The organism is Thermococcus waiotapuensis (assembly GCF_055384795.1).
In genome coordinates, this window is the sequence record NZ_AP042429.1 from 346,346 (window position 1) to 363,526 (window position 17,181).

The 17,181-nt window shown below is 54.4% G+C and carries 16 protein-coding genes, 4 tRNA genes and 1 pseudogene; 15 read left to right on the forward strand and 6 right to left on the reverse strand.

Annotated features, from left to right (window positions below):
• The first annotated feature begins 5 nt into the window (after positions 1 to 5).
• From ACZ47M_RS01945 to ACZ47M_RS01975, 7 genes are all read left to right on the forward strand, one after another.
• Complete coding sequence (locus tag ACZ47M_RS01945) at positions 6 to 2,729, forward strand: DNA-directed RNA polymerase subunit A' (RefSeq protein WP_315339551.1); 2,724 nt, start codon at positions 6 to 8, stop codon at positions 2,727 to 2,729.
• A 9-nt stretch (positions 2,730 to 2,738) separates the two neighbouring features.
• Positions 2,739 to 3,923, forward strand: coding sequence for a DNA-directed RNA polymerase subunit A'' (gene rpoA2 / locus ACZ47M_RS01950; RefSeq protein WP_315339552.1), 1,185 nt, complete (start codon positions 2,739 to 2,741; stop codon positions 3,921 to 3,923).
• A 3-nt stretch (positions 3,924 to 3,926) separates the two neighbouring features.
• Positions 3,927 to 4,232, forward strand: coding sequence for a 50S ribosomal protein L30e (locus ACZ47M_RS01955; RefSeq protein WP_315339553.1), 306 nt, complete (start codon positions 3,927 to 3,929; stop codon positions 4,230 to 4,232).
• The gene (locus ACZ47M_RS01960; protein WP_315339555.1) at positions 4,232 to 4,669 is read left to right on the forward strand and encodes a NusA-like transcription termination signal-binding factor; all 438 of its coding nucleotides are present in this window, start codon (positions 4,232 to 4,234) and stop codon (positions 4,667 to 4,669) included. Before ACZ47M_RS01955 ends, ACZ47M_RS01960 begins: the two co-directional genes overlap by 1 nt.
• Positions 4,670 to 4,679: 10 nt before the next feature.
• Entirely contained in the window at positions 4,680 to 5,123 is a 444-nt protein-coding gene (locus tag ACZ47M_RS01965; protein ID WP_010477052.1) for a 30S ribosomal protein S12, read from the forward strand.
• Positions 5,124 to 5,128: 5 nt separating this feature from the next.
• Positions 5,129 to 5,776: a 30S ribosomal protein S7 gene (gene rpsG / locus ACZ47M_RS01970; RefSeq protein WP_315339557.1), complete on the forward strand. Its 648-nt coding sequence runs from the start codon at positions 5,129 to 5,131 to the stop codon at positions 5,774 to 5,776.
• Positions 5,777 to 5,859: 83 nt separating this feature from the next.
• Positions 5,860 to 6,246: a DUF3783 domain-containing protein gene (locus ACZ47M_RS01975; RefSeq protein WP_315339559.1), complete on the forward strand. Its 387-nt coding sequence runs from the start codon at positions 5,860 to 5,862 to the stop codon at positions 6,244 to 6,246.
• 158 nt (positions 6,247 to 6,404) lie between these two features.
• Here ACZ47M_RS01975 and ACZ47M_RS01980 read toward each other — a convergent pair whose 3' ends face one another.
• From ACZ47M_RS01980 to ACZ47M_RS01990, 3 genes are all read right to left on the reverse strand, one after another.
• The gene (locus tag ACZ47M_RS01980) at positions 6,405 to 7,529 is read right to left on the reverse strand and encodes an alkaline phosphatase family protein (RefSeq protein WP_315339562.1); all 1,125 of its coding nucleotides are present in this window, start codon (positions 7,527 to 7,529) and stop codon (positions 6,405 to 6,407) included.
• Between the two features lie 3 nt (positions 7,530 to 7,532).
• Positions 7,533 to 7,829: a hypothetical protein gene (locus ACZ47M_RS01985; RefSeq protein WP_315339563.1), complete on the reverse strand. Its 297-nt coding sequence runs from the start codon at positions 7,827 to 7,829 to the stop codon at positions 7,533 to 7,535.
• 82 nt (positions 7,830 to 7,911) lie between these two features.
• Positions 7,912 to 9,153, reverse strand: a complete 1,242-nt coding sequence (locus tag ACZ47M_RS01990; protein WP_315339565.1) for an Nre family DNA repair protein — start codon at positions 9,151 to 9,153, stop codon at positions 7,912 to 7,914.
• Positions 9,154 to 9,306: 153 nt separating this feature from the next.
• Between ACZ47M_RS01990 and aor the strand changes: the two genes are divergently transcribed.
• From aor to ACZ47M_RS02005, 3 genes are all read left to right on the forward strand, one after another.
• Positions 9,307 to 11,124, forward strand: a complete 1,818-nt coding sequence (aor, locus tag ACZ47M_RS01995) for an aldehyde ferredoxin oxidoreductase (protein ID WP_315339567.1) — start codon at positions 9,307 to 9,309, stop codon at positions 11,122 to 11,124.
• A gap of 69 nt (positions 11,125 to 11,193) precedes the next feature.
• Positions 11,194 to 11,442, forward strand: a complete 249-nt coding sequence (locus ACZ47M_RS02000; protein ID WP_315340868.1) for a MoaD/ThiS family protein — start codon at positions 11,194 to 11,196, stop codon at positions 11,440 to 11,442.
• A gap of 1 nt (position 11,443) precedes the next feature.
• A complete protein-coding gene (locus ACZ47M_RS02005) occupies positions 11,444 to 12,592 on the forward strand; it encodes a tungsten cofactor oxidoreductase radical SAM maturase (protein ID WP_315339569.1) in 1,149 nt (382 codons plus the stop codon).
• On the opposite strand, the gene ACZ47M_RS02010 is transcribed toward ACZ47M_RS02005, so the two are convergent.
• Positions 12,593 to 13,210: a hypothetical protein gene (locus tag ACZ47M_RS02010; protein WP_315339571.1), complete on the reverse strand. Its 618-nt coding sequence runs from the start codon at positions 13,208 to 13,210 to the stop codon at positions 12,593 to 12,595. It lies immediately after the preceding gene.
• A 146-nt stretch (positions 13,211 to 13,356) separates the two neighbouring features.
• Here ACZ47M_RS02010 and ACZ47M_RS02015 point away from each other — a divergent pair.
• Together ACZ47M_RS02015 and ACZ47M_RS02020 are read left to right on the forward strand one after the other, a co-directional pair.
• Positions 13,357 to 13,442: transfer RNA gene (locus tag ACZ47M_RS02015), tRNA-Ser, on the forward strand.
• Between the two features lie 19 nt (positions 13,443 to 13,461).
• A tRNA-Cys gene (locus ACZ47M_RS02020) sits at positions 13,462 to 13,536 on the forward strand.
• A 35-nt stretch (positions 13,537 to 13,571) separates the two neighbouring features.
• Here the strand turns inward: ACZ47M_RS02020 and ACZ47M_RS02025 are convergent.
• Together ACZ47M_RS02025 and ACZ47M_RS02030 are read right to left on the reverse strand one after the other, a co-directional pair.
• Positions 13,572 to 14,747, reverse strand: a pseudogene (locus tag ACZ47M_RS02025) (DEAD/DEAH box helicase).
• A 69-nt stretch (positions 14,748 to 14,816) separates the two neighbouring features.
• Positions 14,817 to 14,894, reverse strand: a tRNA-Lys gene (locus tag ACZ47M_RS02030).
• Positions 14,895 to 15,003: 109 nt separating this feature from the next.
• Between ACZ47M_RS02030 and ACZ47M_RS02035 the strand changes: the two genes are divergently transcribed.
• The 3 genes from ACZ47M_RS02035 to ACZ47M_RS02045 all read left to right on the forward strand — a co-directional run bounded on the left by ACZ47M_RS02035 (position 15,004) and on the right by ACZ47M_RS02045 (position 16,930).
• Positions 15,004 to 15,091, forward strand: a tRNA-Leu gene (locus ACZ47M_RS02035).
• Between the two features lie 294 nt (positions 15,092 to 15,385).
• Complete coding sequence (gene hpkA, locus ACZ47M_RS02040; RefSeq protein WP_315339573.1) at positions 15,386 to 15,589, forward strand: archaeal histone HpkA; 204 nt, start codon at positions 15,386 to 15,388, stop codon at positions 15,587 to 15,589.
• A 69-nt stretch (positions 15,590 to 15,658) separates the two neighbouring features.
• Positions 15,659 to 16,930: a TIGR04013 family B12-binding domain/radical SAM domain-containing protein gene (locus tag ACZ47M_RS02045; protein ID WP_315339575.1), complete on the forward strand. Its 1,272-nt coding sequence runs from the start codon at positions 15,659 to 15,661 to the stop codon at positions 16,928 to 16,930.
• The last annotated feature ends 251 nt before the right edge of the window (positions 16,931 to 17,181 follow it).

Here is a 17,181-nt window from a genome sequence, read left to right on the forward strand (position 1 = left end):
GAGCCATGAACTCGATGAGGAAGGTTATCGGCAGTATTGAGTTTGGCATACTCTCACCGCAGGAAATCAGAAAGATGAGCGCGGCGGAGATAACCGTTCCGGACACCTACGACGAGGACGGTTACCCCATAGAGGGCGGCCTCATGGACAAGAGGCTCGGTGTTATCGATCCGGGGCTGAGATGTGAGACCTGCGGGGCAAAAGCCGGTGAATGCCCCGGTCACTTTGGCCACATCGAGCTGGCCAGGCCTGTTGTCCACGTTGGCTTTGCCAAAACTATCCTCAGGGTCCTCGAGAGCACCTGCAGGGAGTGTGGCAGGATAAAGCTCACCGATGAGGAAATAGAGGGGTACATGAAGAAGTTTGAAGTAATTGGCGACAGGAAGAAGGCCAGGGATGATCTGATCAGGGAGATTCATAAAAAGGCCAAGGAAAGAATGGTCTGCCCCCACTGCGGTGCCCCACAATTCCCGCTTAAGTTCGAGAGACCGACCGTATACTGGGAGCTCAGGAAGGACGAGGAAGGCAACGACTACAGGCACAGAATGATGCCAAACGAGATAAGGGACAGGCTTGAGAGGATCCCTGACGGGGATCTGCCCCTCCTCGGCCTGCACCCGGAGAATTCCAGGCCTGAGTGGATGGTCCTTACAGTTCTCCCAGTTCCGCCGGTCACGATGAGGCCATCCATCACCCTTGAGAGCGGCATTCGCGCCGAGGATGACCTCACTCACAAGCTGGTAGATATAATCCGCATCAACAACAGGCTCAAGTCCAACATAGAGGCCGGTGCACCCCAGCTGATTATAGAAGACCTCTGGGACCTCCTCCAGTACCACGTCACCACATACATCAACAACGAGACGTCCGGTGTCCCCCCTGCCAAGCACAAGAGCGGAAGGCCGCTTAAAACGCTCGCTCAGAGGCTTAAAGGTAAGGAGGGGCGCTTCAGGGGCAACCTCAGCGGTAAGCGTGTCAACTTCTCAGCGAGAACCGTCATCAGCCCTGACCCCATGATAAGCATTAACGAGGTCGGCGTTCCTGTGGCCATAGCGATGGAGCTCACCGTTCCCGAGAAGGTCACGGAGTTCAACTTTGAGAAGCTCAAGCAGAGGGTTCTCAACGGCCCCGAGAAGTATCCTGGCGCCAACTACGTCATTGACCCGGAGGGCAAAAGGATAAGGCTCATGGAGAGCAACCTGGAGATAATCGCGGAAAAGCTAGACATCGGCTGGACCGTCGAGAGGCACCTTGAGGATGGTGATATAGTCCTCTTCAACAGACAGCCGTCGCTTCACAGGATGTCCATTATGGCCCACCGCGTTCGTGTTATGCCCTATAGAACCTTTAGACTTAACCTGTCAGTATGCCCGCCCTACAACGCGGACTTCGACGGTGACGAGATGAATCTTCACGTTCCTCAGACCGAGGAGGCCCAGGCGGAGGCAAAGATACTCATGGAAGTCCAGAACCACATAATCTCACCGCGTTACGGTGGTCCGATCATTGCGGGAATACAGGACCACATCTCAGGCGGTTATCTCCTTACGAGGGAGGGAGCCTACTTCACCCGCCTTGAGGTTGAGCAGATGATCGCCTTCGCGGGCATTGATGTGGACGAACTGCCCAAGCCTGACAAGTTTGAAAACGGCCAGCCTCTCTGGAGCGGAAAGACGGTGTTTTCACTCCTTTTGCCAAGCGATCTCACCATATGGTACCGCAACAAGCTCTGTGATGAACCGGAGAGATGTGAAGCCTTAGAGAAACTAATCGAGGAGAAACTCCTCCCTGATCCAGAGGAGGTCAGAAAGTTAGCCTGCGATGGCTTCGTCTACATCCAGAACGGGAGGTTACTCAGCGGTGCAATAGACAAGACGGTCTACGGCAGGGAGGACGGAAAGCTTCTCGACGTTATCGTGAGGGAATACGGCGTCGAGAGGGCCAGGCAGTTCCTTGACCAGGTCACCAAGCTTACAATCTGGGTCATAACCCACAGGGGCTTCACCACTGCCATAGACGATGAAGACCTCCCGGAGGAGGCCCTGGACAGAATTAAGGAGATAATCCGCGAGGCCGAGGAAAAGGTTCAGAAACTCATCGAGGCTTATAAGAGGGGCGAACTTGAGCCCCTCCCGGGTAAGACGCTTGAAGAAACTCTCGAGAGCAAGATAATGGCCGTTTTAGCAGAGGCCCGTGACAGCGCGGGTAAGGTTGCGGAGAGATACCTCGGTATGGGCAACCACGCGGTGATAATGGCCAAGACCGGGGCAAGGGGTAAGATACTCAACATCACCCAGATGGCGGCAATGCTCGGCCAGCAGTCAATACGTGGAAAGCGTCTCTACCGTGGCTATCGCGGAAGGGTTCTGACCCACTTCAAGCCCGGCGACCTCGGGGCCAGGGCCAGGGGATTCGTCACGAACTCCTACAAGAGCGGTTTAACACCACAGGAGTACTTCTTCCATGCCATGGGTGGTAGAGAAGGCCTCGTCGACACCGCGGTCAGGACGGCACAGAGCGGTTACATGCAGAGGAGATTGATAAACGCCCTCCAGGATCTTAAGGTGGACTACGATGGAACCGTCAGAGATCCAACGGGAATCATAGTCCAGTTCAAGTACGGTGAAGACGGTGTCGATCCAATGAAGAGCTGGCAGGGCAAGACGGTTGACGTTAATAGAGTCATCCTGAGAACCCTCCTCAAGGTGAGGGGGAACGGAAAGGCGTGAGGTGGAAAAATGGTGGCGGCCAGTGCCATTAAATCTTTAGTTGAGGGGACGCCCCTCCCCGAGGCGGTTAAGGAAGAGCTCTACACCAAGCTCATCAAGTACACCAAGAAGTACAAGCTCACAAAGGCCGAGATAGAGGCCATCGTGGAGGAAGTCGTGAAGGAGTACGAGAGGGCTCTCGTTGAGCCGGGGGAACCCGTCGGTACCGTTGCGGCACAGTCTATAGGTGAGCCCTCAACCCAGATGACCCTCAACACCTTCCACTACGCGGGTGTCGCTGAGATAAACGTTACCCTCGGTTTGCCAAGAATCATTGAAATTGTCGATGCCAGGAAGAACCCATCAACGCCCATCATGACGGTTTATCTTGACGAGGAGCACAGGCAGGACATGGCCAAGGCCCTTGAAGTCGCCAGGAGAATAGAGGGGACCACCCTTGAAAACCTCGCCAGGGAGGAGACGATAGACATCCTCAACTTTGAGTACATAGTTGAGATTGATCCCGAGAGGCTCGAAAAGACAGGCCTTGACATGGAAAAGATTCTGAAAAAGCTGTCCGGCTCTTTTAAGAACGTTGAGTTTGAGGCTGATGGTTACAGGATCATCGTCAGGCCCCAAAAGGTCGGCAGGCTCTCAGACCTGAGGAGGCTTGCCGAAAAGGTTAAAAAGCACCGCCTTAAGGGTCTCTCTGGCGTCGGAAAGACCATCATAAGGAAGGAAGGCGACGAGTACGTGATATACACCGAGGGCTCGAACTTCAAACAGGTACTAAGGGTTCCCGGCGTCGATCCAACCAGGACGAGAACTAACAACATCTGGGAGATCGCGGAAGTGCTCGGCATTGAAGCGGCAAGGAACGCCATAATAGAGGAAATAGTGAGCACAATGCGTGAACAGGGTCTGGAGGTTGATATAAGACACATCATGCTCGTCGCGGACATGATGACTCTGGACGGAGTAATCCGTCCGATAGGGAGACATGGTGTGGTCGGAGAAAAGGCGAGCGTCCTGGCAAGGGCTTCCTTTGAGATAACTACCACGCACCTATTCGAAGCAGCCGAGAGGGGAGAGGTTGATCCCCTCAACGGCGTGGTTGAGAACGTCCTCATCGGCCAGCCAGTCCCCGTTGGAACCGGGGTAGTCAGCCTGAAGATGGGCCTTCCCCTGAGACCGAAAGGGAGTAGGGAGGTGTGAAGTATGGATCTTGCGTTTGAACTGAGAAAGGTAATGGAAACCGGAAAGGCAGTATTCGGTTCAAGGAGGACAATACAGCTCGCAAAAACCGGTGAAGCCAAGCTCATTATAGTGGCTAAAAACGCCCCCGCCGAGATAAAGGGGGACATCTACTACTACGCGAAGCTGAGCGGGATACCCGTTTACGAGTTCGAGGGGACGAGTGTCGAACTGGGTACCTTGCTGGGTAAGCCCTTTGTAGTGGCTTCCCTGGCAGTAGTTAACCCTGGCGAGAGCAACATACTCGCCTTGGCTGGAGGTAAGGAGTGATGCCGCTCAAGCTCAACACTGACCAGATCAAGTACATAGCCCTCTTCGAGAGCATGACCGGAGCGACTGCCCTCGACTGCCTCATAGACGCCGAGAGGAACAGGCTCATCTTCGTCGTCAAGAAGGGCGAGATGGGCCTTGCCCTCGGAAAGAAGGGAGCTAACGTCAAGCGCGTTCAGAGCATGCTCGGAAAGGAGGTAGACCTCATAGAGCACTCCGAAAATCCCGAGGAGTTCCTGAGGAACATTTATAAAAGCCTCGGGGTTAAGGTTAAAAAGATCCACATCACTGAGAAGCGTGACGGTAAAAAGGTCGCCCTCCTTGACGTTGGCCCGCAGGACAAGCCGAGGGCCATTGGAAAGGGCGGCCAGAACATCAACCTCGTGAAAGAGTTGATGGAGAGACACCACGGTATTGTTGATGTGGTCGTAATCTGAGGTGATGATCATGGCTGGAAAGAAAGCTCCCTATGGAGAATTCGCGGGAAGAAAGCTCAAGCTCAAGAGGAAGAAGTTCCGCTGGAGCGACATAAGGTACAAGAGAAGGGTTCTCCACCTCAAGGAGAAGAGCGACCCGCTCGAGGGCGCTCCTCAGGCAAGGGGAATTGTCCTCGAGAAGATAGCCGTTGAGGCAAAGCAGCCTAACTCTGCCATGCGTAAGGCAGTTAGGGTTCAGCTCATCAAGAACGGTAAGGTCGTCACGGCTTTCACCCCTGGTACCGGTGCCATCAACCACATAGACGAACACGACGAGGTCATCATCGAGGGAATCGGTGGCCCTATGGGAGGTTCTGTGGGTGACATCCCGGGAATCAGGTACAAAGTCGTCAAGGTGAACAGGGTTTCCCTCAAGGAGCTCGTCAAGGGCAGGAAGGAGAAGCCGAGGAGGTGAAGTGAATGGCCAAGGCACTAACGGAGAGGTTTTACCTCCCAAAGGAGCTCAAGGTCATGGGCAGGTGGAGCGTTGAGGACGTTGTCGTCAACGACGTGTCGCTCAAGCCCTACATAAACCTTGAGCCGAGACTGCTCCCGCACAACCACGGAAGGCACGCCAAGAAGCCCTTCGGCAAGGCCAACGTCCACATCGTTGAGAGGCTCATCAACAAGGTAATGAGGAGCGGTGCCAGCCACTACAAGGCCGGCGGCCACTTCATGAGGAGGGAACATCGCTCGCTGATGAGCAAGAAGATGAAGGCCTACGATATCGTTAAGGAGGCCTTCGTGATCATCGAGAAAAGGACGAAGCAGAACCCGATCCAGGTTCTCGTCAGGGCAATTGAGAACTCCGCCCACAGGGAGGATACGACGACCATATCCTTCGGTGGAATCCGCTACCACGTCTCAGTTGACGTCTCCCCGCTCAGGAGGCTCGACTTTGCCCTCAGGAACATCGCCCTTGGAGCAAGCATAAAGTGCTACCGCAACAAGACCTCTTACGCCCAGGCTCTCGCTGAGGAGATAATTGCCGCCGCCAACGCCGATCCCAAGAGCTTCGCCTACAGCAAGAAGGAAGAGATCGAGAGGATTGCCCAGTCCTCACGTTGAGGGCTGGTCTCGTCTTCCGCTTTTCTCCGTTGTTTTTGGGTGAACTTTTTAACCTCGGCACCTACTTGTTATGGTGTGGCGTCATGATATTCCTCATAGGGTTTTCAGAGGAGGAAGTTAGGCTCGTAAGGGACGCTTTTGGGAACGTTCCCGTGTACGAGATTCCCGCGGAGTGCAGGGGCTGGGTTCTGAGTGAGATCATCGAAAAGGCCGGCTCGCTGAAGGGCAGTGGAAACTGGCACGGGAGGAAGTTCTTCCTGATGCACGACCTGGGCAACGAGGAGATAAAGGATATCCTAAGGAAGATGAAGTCCCTCGGCTTTAGGGAAGTCATATACGCGACAACAACGCCGAATTCTCTCACCATGAGGCTCGACGACCTTATAGAGGAGTGGCTCGAGGAGGACGAATACTTCAGGCGGCTGAGAAACATGAAGAAGGGGCCTTACCTTAACGTAGGTAGTGTTTAGGGCAACCCTCTGGCCTTCTGCTTTCAATACTATACGTGGCACAAGTCACCAAAAAACTCCATGAGAAGTTCGAGCCTTTCTATCTTGGCGAGGTGGATGAGGGAGTTGAGTTACTCACCACGGGCAAAGGCCACATCCTCCGCGAGTGCTCACTCCAGTTATCCCCTTATCAAACTCCTCCCCACCATGTTGGAGGGCTTCTCAACGCCGAAGAAGTCCAGGATTGTGGGGGCTATGTCCATGAGCGAGGCGTTTTCTATGTTGGCGTTCTCAAAGCCCCAGAGGATGAGCGGAACCTTCACAACGGGATCGTTGTTGGAGCCGTGCATTCCTTTGGTCCAGTGGCTCACGCCCTTTATTCCCTTGCACATCCCGTGGGAGCAGAACCAGTAGCCGGGTTTTGCAGAAACTATGAGCTCGCCGCTGTTCGGGCTGTCAAGGTGGGGAAGTTCATCGCGGAAGAAAACTTCTTTAACGCCCGGCGCTTTTCTGAGAATCTCAAAGGCATCCTCTGCTTCGCCCGGGTTTCTCAGGTAAACGTGAACGCCGCCGCCGGAAGAGACCCTTTTAACTCCTATTCCGCTGTCAACCAGGAGTTCCTTGAGGTTCACCCAGGTGTGGACATCCTCCTGCCCGTGGTCTGCGAAGATTATGAATGCGTACTCATCTTTAAGGCGCTCCCAGAGGGTTCCAACGGCTGTATCGACGGTTTCCACAGCCTTAAGCGCGCCCTCGCTCAGGGGCCCGTGGTCGTGGCTCATGCCATCTATTGATGCGAAGTGGACGAGGAGCAGGTCAGGCTTGCATTCCTCGTAGATGTAGAGGGCTGAATTCAACACCCATACATCTTTCTTCCAGTCCCTGCCGTGTTCCCTGTAAAGCCCGTTGTCCGCGAAGAAGGGTGGGAAAATCCTGATGTCTGTTCCGCTGAAGGGCGGCATCGTGTAGCCGCTGACTGAACCGGTCTTTATGCCCTTTCCCCTGAGGATATCGACGATGGTCGGCGCCTTTATGACCTTATGGGGATTGAAGGCCACCTCGTACTCGTAGAAGTTGACCTTTCTATCATTCAGCCTGTCATAATAGCCGTTCTCGACGACGCCGTGATCCTTCGGCCATATCCCTGTCATGACGCTCGCGTGCACTAAATCGGTCAGCGTGGGGAAGATCGAATCAACTACCTCAAAGGCCCCGCTCTCCGCGAGCTCGCTCAGGAAGGGCATGTGCCTGAGGTTGTACACACCGTTCCCGTCGAGGCTTATGAGGGCGAGCTTCTTTTTCATGGCTCAAACCCCAGGAGTGAGCATATCTCTTGGCTTATTTCTTTTCTGAGAACCGGGCCAATCTCGCCAAGTTCGCCGAGTAGAATATCCTTCTGGACTGTCGCATCTGTATCTCACCTTAGGGTCTTCCTCAGAGTAGATGTCCGGTTCGTCTGCGAGGAACTCCCTTAGAGATTCCTCCGAGATTTTCATTAGGGCATAACTCTCCTCCCGCTCAAGCAGTTCGTTCAGGAGTTTTTCTATGTCCTCAAGTTTCTTCTCAATCCTCACGAGCTCCCTAACGAGGTCAACCCCCTCCACACTATCACCTCCACTCGGTGTCAGCCTGACGTGCAGTTATCACCGTTCAGCGGGATGGGGCTCATCATCCCGGTTTGGGCGGTCACGTTAAAACCTTTCCCAGCCACTGGTCTAAAGTTTTCTGCTTTGCGAGGTGGCCGAGGATGTAGCTCCTCTCGAGGTATTTCTCGAACGGGTGCTCAAGGCGTCCCTTAATGGCCTCTAATGCTTCGTTTAGCGTCCCGAAGCGCCCTATGGGATTGTCCATCGCCTTCTTCACTCCGAGCCTTATCTGCCACACGCCAACGGGGGCGTAGTACTCAGGGGTAACCTCGCGAAAGACCACAGCCCTCGCCTGTCTTTTCCTTTTCCGCAGGTTCTCAAGGACGCTCAAGCGGGCCGCGTAGTAGGCTCCAGCCGTTTCCTTGACGTATTCCTTTCTGCCGCGGAAATCTTCATAGTCGTGGATGACTTCCGGCTCCGAAGCGCCAAAGAGTGAACCTTTAAGCCAGACCTCCAAAAGCTCGAAGGCATAGCTCTCCGGCATCAGAAGAACAGCGTATCTGTTACCGAGGAAGCGGTAGAAGTAGACCTCGTAATCGCCGATGGGCGGATAATGAAGAATCTCTCCCCTCAGGTTGTTCCCTATCGTGTCCTGCACGGCCGTGATGCTCCACCTGGTGGGAACGAGCTTCCTGTCCACGCCGAGAAGCCCGGCTGAGAGGAGTCTTATGATGTAGTACTCGTCAAAGCCCCAGTTGTAGAGCCTCATTATCGCTTCTTCCGCCTTAAGCTCGTCGTCCACAACGTATTCAGTCCTTTGCGGGATTTTTGGATTTTCCGTCAGCTCAAAGTCGAGGAGTTCAGCCTTGGGCCCTATCGGAGGGGCAAACTCGCTCGGGATGACCTTGAGAACCGGCTTGCTCTTGAGCAGGATTTCGCTGTCAACTGGCTTAACGCTCATCGCCAGCTCCTGAACTTGGCTAAGTATCCTGCCGCTCTTCCTCACGTTCACATCCGCCTCAACCTCGCCCATAACGAGAAGGGAGCGGTAGTAGAGGACATCGCGTATCGTTTTGTCCTCCCATTTGAGGGGATTATCGAGGTAGCTTGTGTCTCCCTCCATCGGCGGGACGAGGGGGCCGACCCTGACCTTTGGGTAACCGTACTCACCGACGAAGATGGCCGGGGGCGATGAGCCGAAGAGGTGCCTCTTGTTCAGCTTCTGCTCCACACTCTGAGCTACCCTGAAGCGCTCAAGGATTGGACAGGTTGGTCTCCCGCAGAGGAGCTTTCTGCCCTTGCAGACCGCACAGAGTTTCGAGTTAAAGACCGGCGCGTTCATCGGATTTACTCATTAGGCCGTGATATTTATGGCTTTCTCCGAAGACTGAACGCCCGTAAACATTCCTGGCTAACAGAATGGATTTTTGTGCACGACGGTGTTTTCCTAAACCCTTATATACTTTGATGTACTATTCTGTCACGAGGTGTTTTTATGTATGGCAACTGGGGAAGGTTCCTGCGCGTGAACCTCTCCACCGGGGAGGTAAAGGTTGAGGAGTACAGTGAAGAGCTCGCCAGGAAGTGGCTCGGAAGCAGGGGACTGGCCATATACTTCCTCCTCAAGGAGATGGACCCGAAGGCCGACCCTCTAAGCCCAGAGAACAAGCTGATAATCACCCCGGGCCCGCTGAGCGGAACGAGCGCCCCAACCGGTGGGAGGTACAACGTCGTTACCAAGAGCCCCCTGACAGGCTTTATAACCATGGCCAACTCCGGCGGCTACTTTGGTGCCGAGCTGAAGTTCGCCGGCTGGGATGGCATAATCGTTGAGGGCAAGGCCGAAAAGCCCGTATACATCTACATAAAGGACGACAACGTCGAGATCCGCGACGCGGGCCACCTCTGGGGCAAGGTCGTGAGCGAGACCGAGGAGGCCATCAGAAAGGAGGTAGGGAGCAAAAAGGTGAGGATAGCACTCATCGGGCCGGCGGGCGAGAACCTCGTCAAGTTTGCATCCGTAATGAACGACGGCCACAGGGCGGCCGGAAGGGCCGGAGTTGGAGCCGTCATGGGCAGCAAGAACCTCAAGGCGATAGCCGTTGAGGGAAGCAAACAGGTTCCGATAGCGGACAAACAGAAGTTCATGCTCACAGTTAGAGAGAAGATAAACAAACTCAAGAACGACCCGGTCGCCGGAGGCGGGCTCCCGAAGTACGGTACAGCCGTTCTGGTCAACATAATCAACGAGAACGGCCTTTACCCGGTGAGGAACTTCCAGACTGGAGTTTATAAGCACGCCTACGAGCAGAGCGGTGAGGCGATGGCAAAGAAGTACCTCATAAGGAACCAGCCGTGCTACGCCTGCCCGATAGGCTGCGGAAGGGTCAACAAGCTCCCCACCGTTGGTGTAACCGAGGGGCCGGAGTACGAGAGCGTCTGGACCTTTGGAGCAAACCTCGGCATAAACGATTTGGCCAGCATAATAGAGGCCAACCATCAGTGCGACGAGTTCGGTCTCGACACCATCTCAACCGGCGGAACGCTCGCCACGGCCATGGAGCTCTATGAGAAGGGTTACTTGACTGACGAAGAGCTGGGCGATGCGCCACCGTTCAGGTGGGGGAACACTGAGGTTCTGCACTACTACATAGAGAAGATAGCCTACAGGAAGGGCATCGGCGACAAACTTGCAGAGGGTGGCTACCGCTTCGCCGAGAGCTATGGCCATCCAGAGTTCTCGATGAGCGTCAAGAAGCTCGAGCTTCCTGCCTACGACCCGCGCGGTGCAGAGGGACATGGCCTTGGCTACGCCACCAACAACCGTGGCGGCTGCCACATCAAGAACTACATGATAAGCCCCGAGATCCTGGGCTATCCCTACAAGATGGATCCCCACGACATAAGCGACGAGAAGGTGAAGATGCTCATAATCTTCCAGGATTTGACGGCCCTCATCGACGCCGCTGGATTGTGCCTCTTCACGACCTTCGGCCTTGGAGCGGACGACTACCGCGACATGCTGAATGCCGCTTTGGGCTGGAACTTCTCAACCGAGGACTACCTCAGGATTGGGGAGCGCATCTGGAACGCCGAGAGGATTTTCAACCTCAAGGCTGGCCTTGACCCGCTCAAAGAAGATACCCTGCCGAAGCGCTTCCTCGAGGAGCCTATGCCCGAGGGGCCGAACAAGGGCTACACCGTCCGCCTGAAGGAGATGCTCCCGCGCTACTATGCTCTCCGCGGCTGGACCGAGGACGGAAGGGTCCCGAAGGAGAAGGCGGAAGAGCTCGGCATAGCCGAGTTCCTCTGATTCTTTTCCCATTTTTGTCCAGCAACTTTTTTATGTTCCCCCGAGAAGAACTTAGTTAAGGTGATCTTTGTGCTGGTTAAGCTCTTCGCGACGCTCATTGAGTTCACCGGAAAGAGGAAGCTGGAAATAAGCGGCCCGAAAACAGTCGGGGAGCTCTTAGAAGAGCTGGATCGAATGTTCCCCGGCTTTAAAAAGGAGCTTGAGAGGGGATACCTGATCCTGGTGAACGGGAAGAACATCGAACACCTTCGGGGCCTCGATACGCCCCTCTCGGACGAAGACACCGTGAGCATATTCCCTCCAGCCGGGGGTGGTTGAGATGGGCATAGAATTCAGCCCAAAGGAGTACACCTTCTCCCTCTGGGACGGGAAGGTTATAGTCAGGCCGAAGCTCGACATGAAGTACCTCTACATTGAAATAACGAGCCGCTGTAACCTGAAGTGCGAGATGTGCTTCAAGCAACACTGGGAAGATAAAGAGGGGGACATGGACTGGGAGCTCTTTCTCAAGATACTTGACGACGCCGAGCAGTTCCCGGAGCTCAAGATGATTTACTTCGGTGGTATCGGAGAGCCGACCGTTCATCCGCGCTTCATGGACATGGTGAGAGAAGTTAAGGGGAGGGGCTTCGCCTTAGGAATGAGCAGCAATGGAACCCTCATGACCGACGACATGCTCCGCGAGTTCGCAAAGCTTGGCGTTGACCTGATATACTTCTCCATGGACACGGTTCCAACGGCTCAGAATGCCATAACCCTTGGGCACCTTGCCGCTGCCGCGACCGCCGACAGGATAAAGAGGCTCGTTAAATACCGCGGGGAGTACGGGACGCACAGGCCGAGCATCGGCGTTGAGGTCGTTGCTACCAAAGAGAACTACAAACAGCTGCCCGAAATGGCACGCTTCCTGCTTGACCTCGGCGTTGATTCCATGCTCGTCTCGAACCTCCTTCCGCTGACACAGGAACAGGTCGGTGACATAATCTACGACGGCAGCGTTGACATGGTGCCAATCCTTGATGAGCTCTATAAGATAGCCCACAACGGCCTCTACATAAAGCTACCCAAGTTCGAGCTGAAGACCGAGAGGAGCTGCGACTTCGACGAGAACAACGTCGCCGTCGTCCGCTGGGATGGGGAAGTTGCCCCCTGCTACCGCTTCCTTCACAGTTATTACGAGTACATCTTCGGCAGGAAGAAAAAGGTTAACGCCTACTCCTTCGGCAACGTGAGGGAGAAGAGCCTCGCCGAGATATGGACGAGCGAAAAGTACACCTGGTTCCGCTTCACCATGAAGAACTACATGTACCCCTCGTGTACAGACTGCTCCCTCGTTGACGCCTGCGACTTCGTCAAGACGAGCGATATAGATTGCTGGGGCAACGAGCCGAGCTGCGCCGACTGCCTGTGGGCCAGGAGAATAGTGCAGTGTCCCATTCCGCAGCACAACTTCGGGAAGTTCTTCTGATCAGACTCCTGATCCTTCTCCTCCCGTCACTATTATTACTGTGAACTCGGTTTTTAGGTTCTCTGTTATGACCGAACCGGGTTGAAGTGGCCATACTATGGTGAAGCTCTTTTTCCATGAGTTTTCACCGGACCCCACGTGGTACACGTAAACCCTCGCAGCAGGGACGATAATGAGGGGTTTCACTATTACCAGATAGTCCATTTTCTTTGGTAGAAAAGTCTCCGGATCCCTTCCGGTGTCATATACCCTATAAACCGCCATTGGGCCAATTTTAGGCAGCCCTAATCTCTCCAGCTCTGTGGTATTTACCTTGTACCTCTTGAGTAATTCAGAAGAGAGCACACATGAGGAGGTGTAGCAGGTTATCCCCTCCGCGGGGGAGTGAATGTAAAAGTATATCCCGGCTAATTCGTAGGCTGAAATGGAAGTTATGAAAATCGCAACGATGAGATAGATGCCCAGCTTTTTCAACTTGAAGTCACGCTTTTTTATGTAGCTCACATACTTTGCGTACCAGAAGATTACGGCGAGTGGTATTGAGAAGTAGTAAAGAACCAGCAGGGCCCCAAAAGTTACAGGACTGGTCCCGTGAGTATAATAGACCACCTCGCTCACCACTGTGGTTTATTTCTTCACGCTTAAAAGATTTTCTTAAAGGCATAATTCTTTTATTTCCCGTTGTTTTTGCAGTCTGCGAGTTCCTTTTAATCGCCAAAAAGCTTAAAAACCCTCGCGGGCCCATATAGCTTGAGCACTGGAGTGCCGCGGTAGCCTAGCCTGGTAGGGCGCCGGCCTGCTAAGCCGGTGGGCGGTGCCCACCGGGGTTCAAATCCCCGCCGCGGCGCCAAATTTTCTTCGGGCCAAACGCCGGGGTAGCCTAGAGGCAAGGCGGCGGACTGCAGATCCGCTTTACGGGGGTTCAAATCCCTCCCCCGGCTCCAGTTTTTAGCTGTTCAAAAAGAAGCCGGAAAGCCGGCTAAAACCTTCTTCCGCCCCGTCTCCGGGGGTATCCGTTCTCAAGCTCCCTCTCTTCCTCCGAGGGGGCTTTCTCGCTCAGGGGTGACCTCCGGACTTCAACCCCTGCGTCTCTGGTTATATAGCGGAACCTCCTGACCTCCCCTGGCTGGAGGAAGGTTATCGCCTTCCCCTTCTTGCCCATCCTTCCTGTCCTCCCTATCCTGTGGATGTACTGCTCGGGGTTCATCGGAATGGAGTAGTTGACCACGTGGCTTATGTCCTGTACGTCAAGGCCTCTCGCAGCTACATCCGTGGCCACGAGGATTCAGGTTTTTCTGTCCTTGAACCTCTTGAAAGTCCTCTCTCTAGAAGCTTGGCTCATGTCCCCGTTTAGGGCCTCCGCGTTGTAGCCGTCCTCCCTGAGCCTGTCGCTCAGCTTTCTGGTCTCCGTTTTGGTCTGACAGAAGACTATGCCGTAAAAGTCCTCGGTGAGAATCTCCTTCAGCTTCCTGTATTTTCTGGCCGGTGATACCTCGACGTACTCCTGCTCGACCATCCCCGGGACGAGCTCATCCCCGCTGACTGTGATGACCTCCGGGTTCCTCATGTACTTCTTGGCGAGCAGGAGGACTTCCCCCGGCATCGTTGCGGAGAACATAAGAATGCGCTTTTCCCGGGGTGTACTCTTCATTATGGTCTCTATGTCCTCTATGAAGCCCATGTCAAGCATCCTGTCGGCCTCGTCGAGGACGAAGAACTTAACACCGCTGAGATCAAGGGTGCCGCGCCTTATGTGGTCGAGAACCCTTCCGGGGGTTCCGACGACGATGTGCGTGCCCCTCTCGAGGGCCCTCACCTGCGGGCCCATCGGCTGGCCGCCGTAGAGGGCGTAGACGTGGACCCTCTTCCTCCCGCGGAGGCTCTTGATTTCCTCCGCCACCTGGAGAGCTAATTCCCTTGTAGGTGTGAGGATTATCGCCTGGACGCTTTTCTCCCCGGGGTCTATGGCCTCTATTATCGGAAGCGCAAAGGCGGCTGTCTTTCCAGTTCCGGTCTGTGACTGGCCGATTATATCCGTCTCTCCGTTCAAAAAACGCGGTATGACCTCCCTCTGGATGTCTGTTGGCTGTGAGAAGCCTTTTTGCCTTACCGCCACTAAAGTGGCCTCTGATAAGCCCAGTTTTTCAAAGCTCATTTTCCTAACTCCTTACGTTGCTCAAACGCATTCCTTCTCAAACGGAACGCGTTGAGAAGAAACGCGATCTGGCGGGCCGAGGGGGATTCGAACCCCCGACCACGGGATTAAGAGTCCCGCGCTCTAACCATGCTGAGCTACCGGCCCACGACCCGAAATCATAGAGTGGAAGCTGCTTTATAAATTTTTTGGTTGGCCAGTTCGTCTCCCGAGAGAAAACTTTATAAAGGCTCCCAGGGCGTTATATTCTGGCGGCGCGGGGGTTGCCGAGCCTGGTCAAAGGCGCGGGATTGAGGGTCCCGTCCCGTAGGGGTTCCGGGGTTCAAATCCCCGCCCCCGCACCAGTCTCGTTCTCCGTCTCTGAGCTCTTCCCAGAGGACGGGACTTTCAGGAAAAATCGCTGTCGGGAGACTTCTGGAATTGTGAACTTTCAAAAGTTCTGTCCTCATCAGTCAATTGGGGGAACATCTTTTCCGCCCTCTCAAAACTGGCTATCGCGTCCTGATATTTTGAGCGGGAATTCTTTTTAGGGGAGTTTTGCGGCGATATCTCCTGCCCAAACCCTCCAATTACCGAAAGCTTTATATATCTCCAATTCGCTAAAAAATAACGAAGAACCCTTTAAGGAGGTGTTGGGAATGGCTGAGTTGCCGATTGCCCCAATTGACAGGCTTATAAGGAAGGCCGGTGCCGAAAGGGTCAGCGAGGATGCCGCCAAGGTCCTCGCCGAGTACCTCGAGGAGTACGCCATAGAGGTCGGTAAGAAGGCCACTGAGTTCGCCAGACACGCCGGCAGGAAGACCGTTAAGGCCGAAGACGTCAGGCTTGCCGTTAAGGCCTGAAGTCTTTTAGCTTTTCTCTTCCATTTCCAGACCGTTACCGTTTTAAGCTCCCTTCTCGAGCCTTAAAACATGCCGGAAATAGCGGTCAGAATGACAAAGCGCAATCACAACGCCTTTGTTCACCTCCTGGGTGCCCTGGAGAGCCAAGGTTTCGATCTGGGCGAACTTCTCATAACCAAGGATTTTAACGAGATTCTAAAGGCGCGGCCAAAGGTTGTGCTGTATTCCTTTTTCACCGAAGAGATCTGGGGTCCCCTTCCGATGGAAGTCAAGCTCCTCAAGGAGAAGGGGACGCTCTTGATAGCGGGCGGCTACCACGCGATAGCCATGCCAAAGCACACGCTAAAGCTCGGTTTTGATATTGCAGTCATCGGCGAGGGGGAAGAGGTTCTGTTCCAGCTCTTGACAAAGCTGAAGAAAACCGGGTACAAAATAACACCTGAGCTGGCTGATATTAAAGGTCTCGCCTTCTATCTCAACGGCGAGTTTGTTTTCACTGGCTTTGCAAAGGTTGAGGACTTCTGGCGCTTTCCTCCTTATCCGGAGAGCCTTCGGTTGATATCCCCGATAGAGATAACACGCGGCTGTCCCTTCGGCTGCTACTACTGCCAGACGCCTTACATCAAAGGGTTCCGCATGAGGCATAGGCCCATAGACCAGATAGTGAAGTACTCGCGCAGAATGAAGGACATGCGCTACATCACCCCAAACGCCTTCGCCTACGGTTCTCCTGGGGCAGTGCTGAAGCTGGACAAGCTTGAGGCCCTCCTGAAGGCGCTCCAGCCACTGAGGAAGGAAGGTAGACGGCTCTTCTATGGAACTTTCCCGAGCGAGGTAAGACCGGAGTTCGTTTTGCCTGAGACTCTGGAACTCCTCATTGACTACGCGGACAACAGGAGGCTCGCCATCGGGGCCCAGAGCGGGGATGATGCGATGCTCAAAGCAATGCACAGGCTTCACAAGGTTGAACACGTCAAACGGGCCGTGGAGTACATGGTAGAATACGGCTTCGAGCCCGTCGTGGACTTCATAGTTGGCCTGCCAAATGAGACCGAGGAGAGCCAGAGGATGAGCATTGAGCTTATGAAGTGGATTATGAGGAAGGGTGGAACGGTTCGCGCCCATTACTTCATGCCCCTGCCCGGAACACCGTGGGCGCGCTGTAAGTCCTCCCCCCTGAGCGAGGAGATGAAGAGGTTTTTGGGAAGGATGGCGGCAGAAGGCAGGATAGAAGGCTCGTGGAGCAACCAGGTGGAGCTCTCCAGAAAGCTCCAGAGGTTAATGGATGAGTTCTACGAGGAGCCCATGAGCCACACGGTCCCGGTGAGGAACGCCTGCTAATGAAAAAGTTTTATCATGCTTGTATTGGATAGCTCGGGCCTCTTGTTCGATCCCCTCTCGGCGTCAAACCCGGGGTGGGCTTGGATGATCTTTTACTCTTCATAGGTTCCCTGGCGGGCTTTTGGTGGTCTTGGACTAACGCAACCAGCCGGAAATCAGTGGTACTCATGGCCCTGCCGTTTATTGGAGCATTTCCGGCCCTGCATCACGGAAAGAAAAGCAACTACCTCCCCTGGTCGGTTTTCGGCTTC

Bases quoted from the DNA above. Each gene is read 5' to 3' on its own strand.
- ACZ47M_RS02005 (WP_315339569.1), top strand. From the start codon at position 11,444: ATGGGCATAGAATTCAGCCCAAAGGAGTACACCTTCTCCCTCTGGGAC.
- ACZ47M_RS02045 (WP_315339575.1), top strand. From the start codon at position 15,659: ATGCCGGAAATAGCGGTCAGAATGACAAAGCGCAATCACAACGCCTTT.
- ACZ47M_RS01945 (WP_315339551.1), top strand. From the start codon at position 6: ATGAACTCGATGAGGAAGGTTATCGGCAGTATTGAGTTTGGCATACTC.
- hpkA (WP_315339573.1), top strand. From the start codon at position 15,386: ATGGCTGAGTTGCCGATTGCCCCAATTGACAGGCTTATAAGGAAGGCC.
- rpoA2 (WP_315339552.1), top strand. From the start codon at position 2,739: ATGGTGGCGGCCAGTGCCATTAAATCTTTAGTTGAGGGGACGCCCCTC.
- ACZ47M_RS01975 (WP_315339559.1), top strand. From the start codon at position 5,860: ATGATATTCCTCATAGGGTTTTCAGAGGAGGAAGTTAGGCTCGTAAGG.
- ACZ47M_RS01980 (WP_315339562.1), bottom strand. From the start codon at position 7,529: ATGAAAAAGAAGCTCGCCCTCATAAGCCTCGACGGGAACGGTGTGTAC.
- ACZ47M_RS01990 (WP_315339565.1), bottom strand. From the start codon at position 9,153: ATGAACGCGCCGGTCTTTAACTCGAAACTCTGTGCGGTCTGCAAGGGC.
- ACZ47M_RS01960 (WP_315339555.1), top strand. From the start codon at position 4,232: ATGCCGCTCAAGCTCAACACTGACCAGATCAAGTACATAGCCCTCTTC.
- ACZ47M_RS01955 (WP_315339553.1), top strand. From the start codon at position 3,927: ATGGATCTTGCGTTTGAACTGAGAAAGGTAATGGAAACCGGAAAGGCA.
- ACZ47M_RS01965 (WP_010477052.1), top strand. From the start codon at position 4,680: ATGGCTGGAAAGAAAGCTCCCTATGGAGAATTCGCGGGAAGAAAGCTC.
- rpsG (WP_315339557.1), top strand. From the start codon at position 5,129: ATGGCCAAGGCACTAACGGAGAGGTTTTACCTCCCAAAGGAGCTCAAG.
- aor (WP_315339567.1), top strand. From the start codon at position 9,307: ATGTATGGCAACTGGGGAAGGTTCCTGCGCGTGAACCTCTCCACCGGG.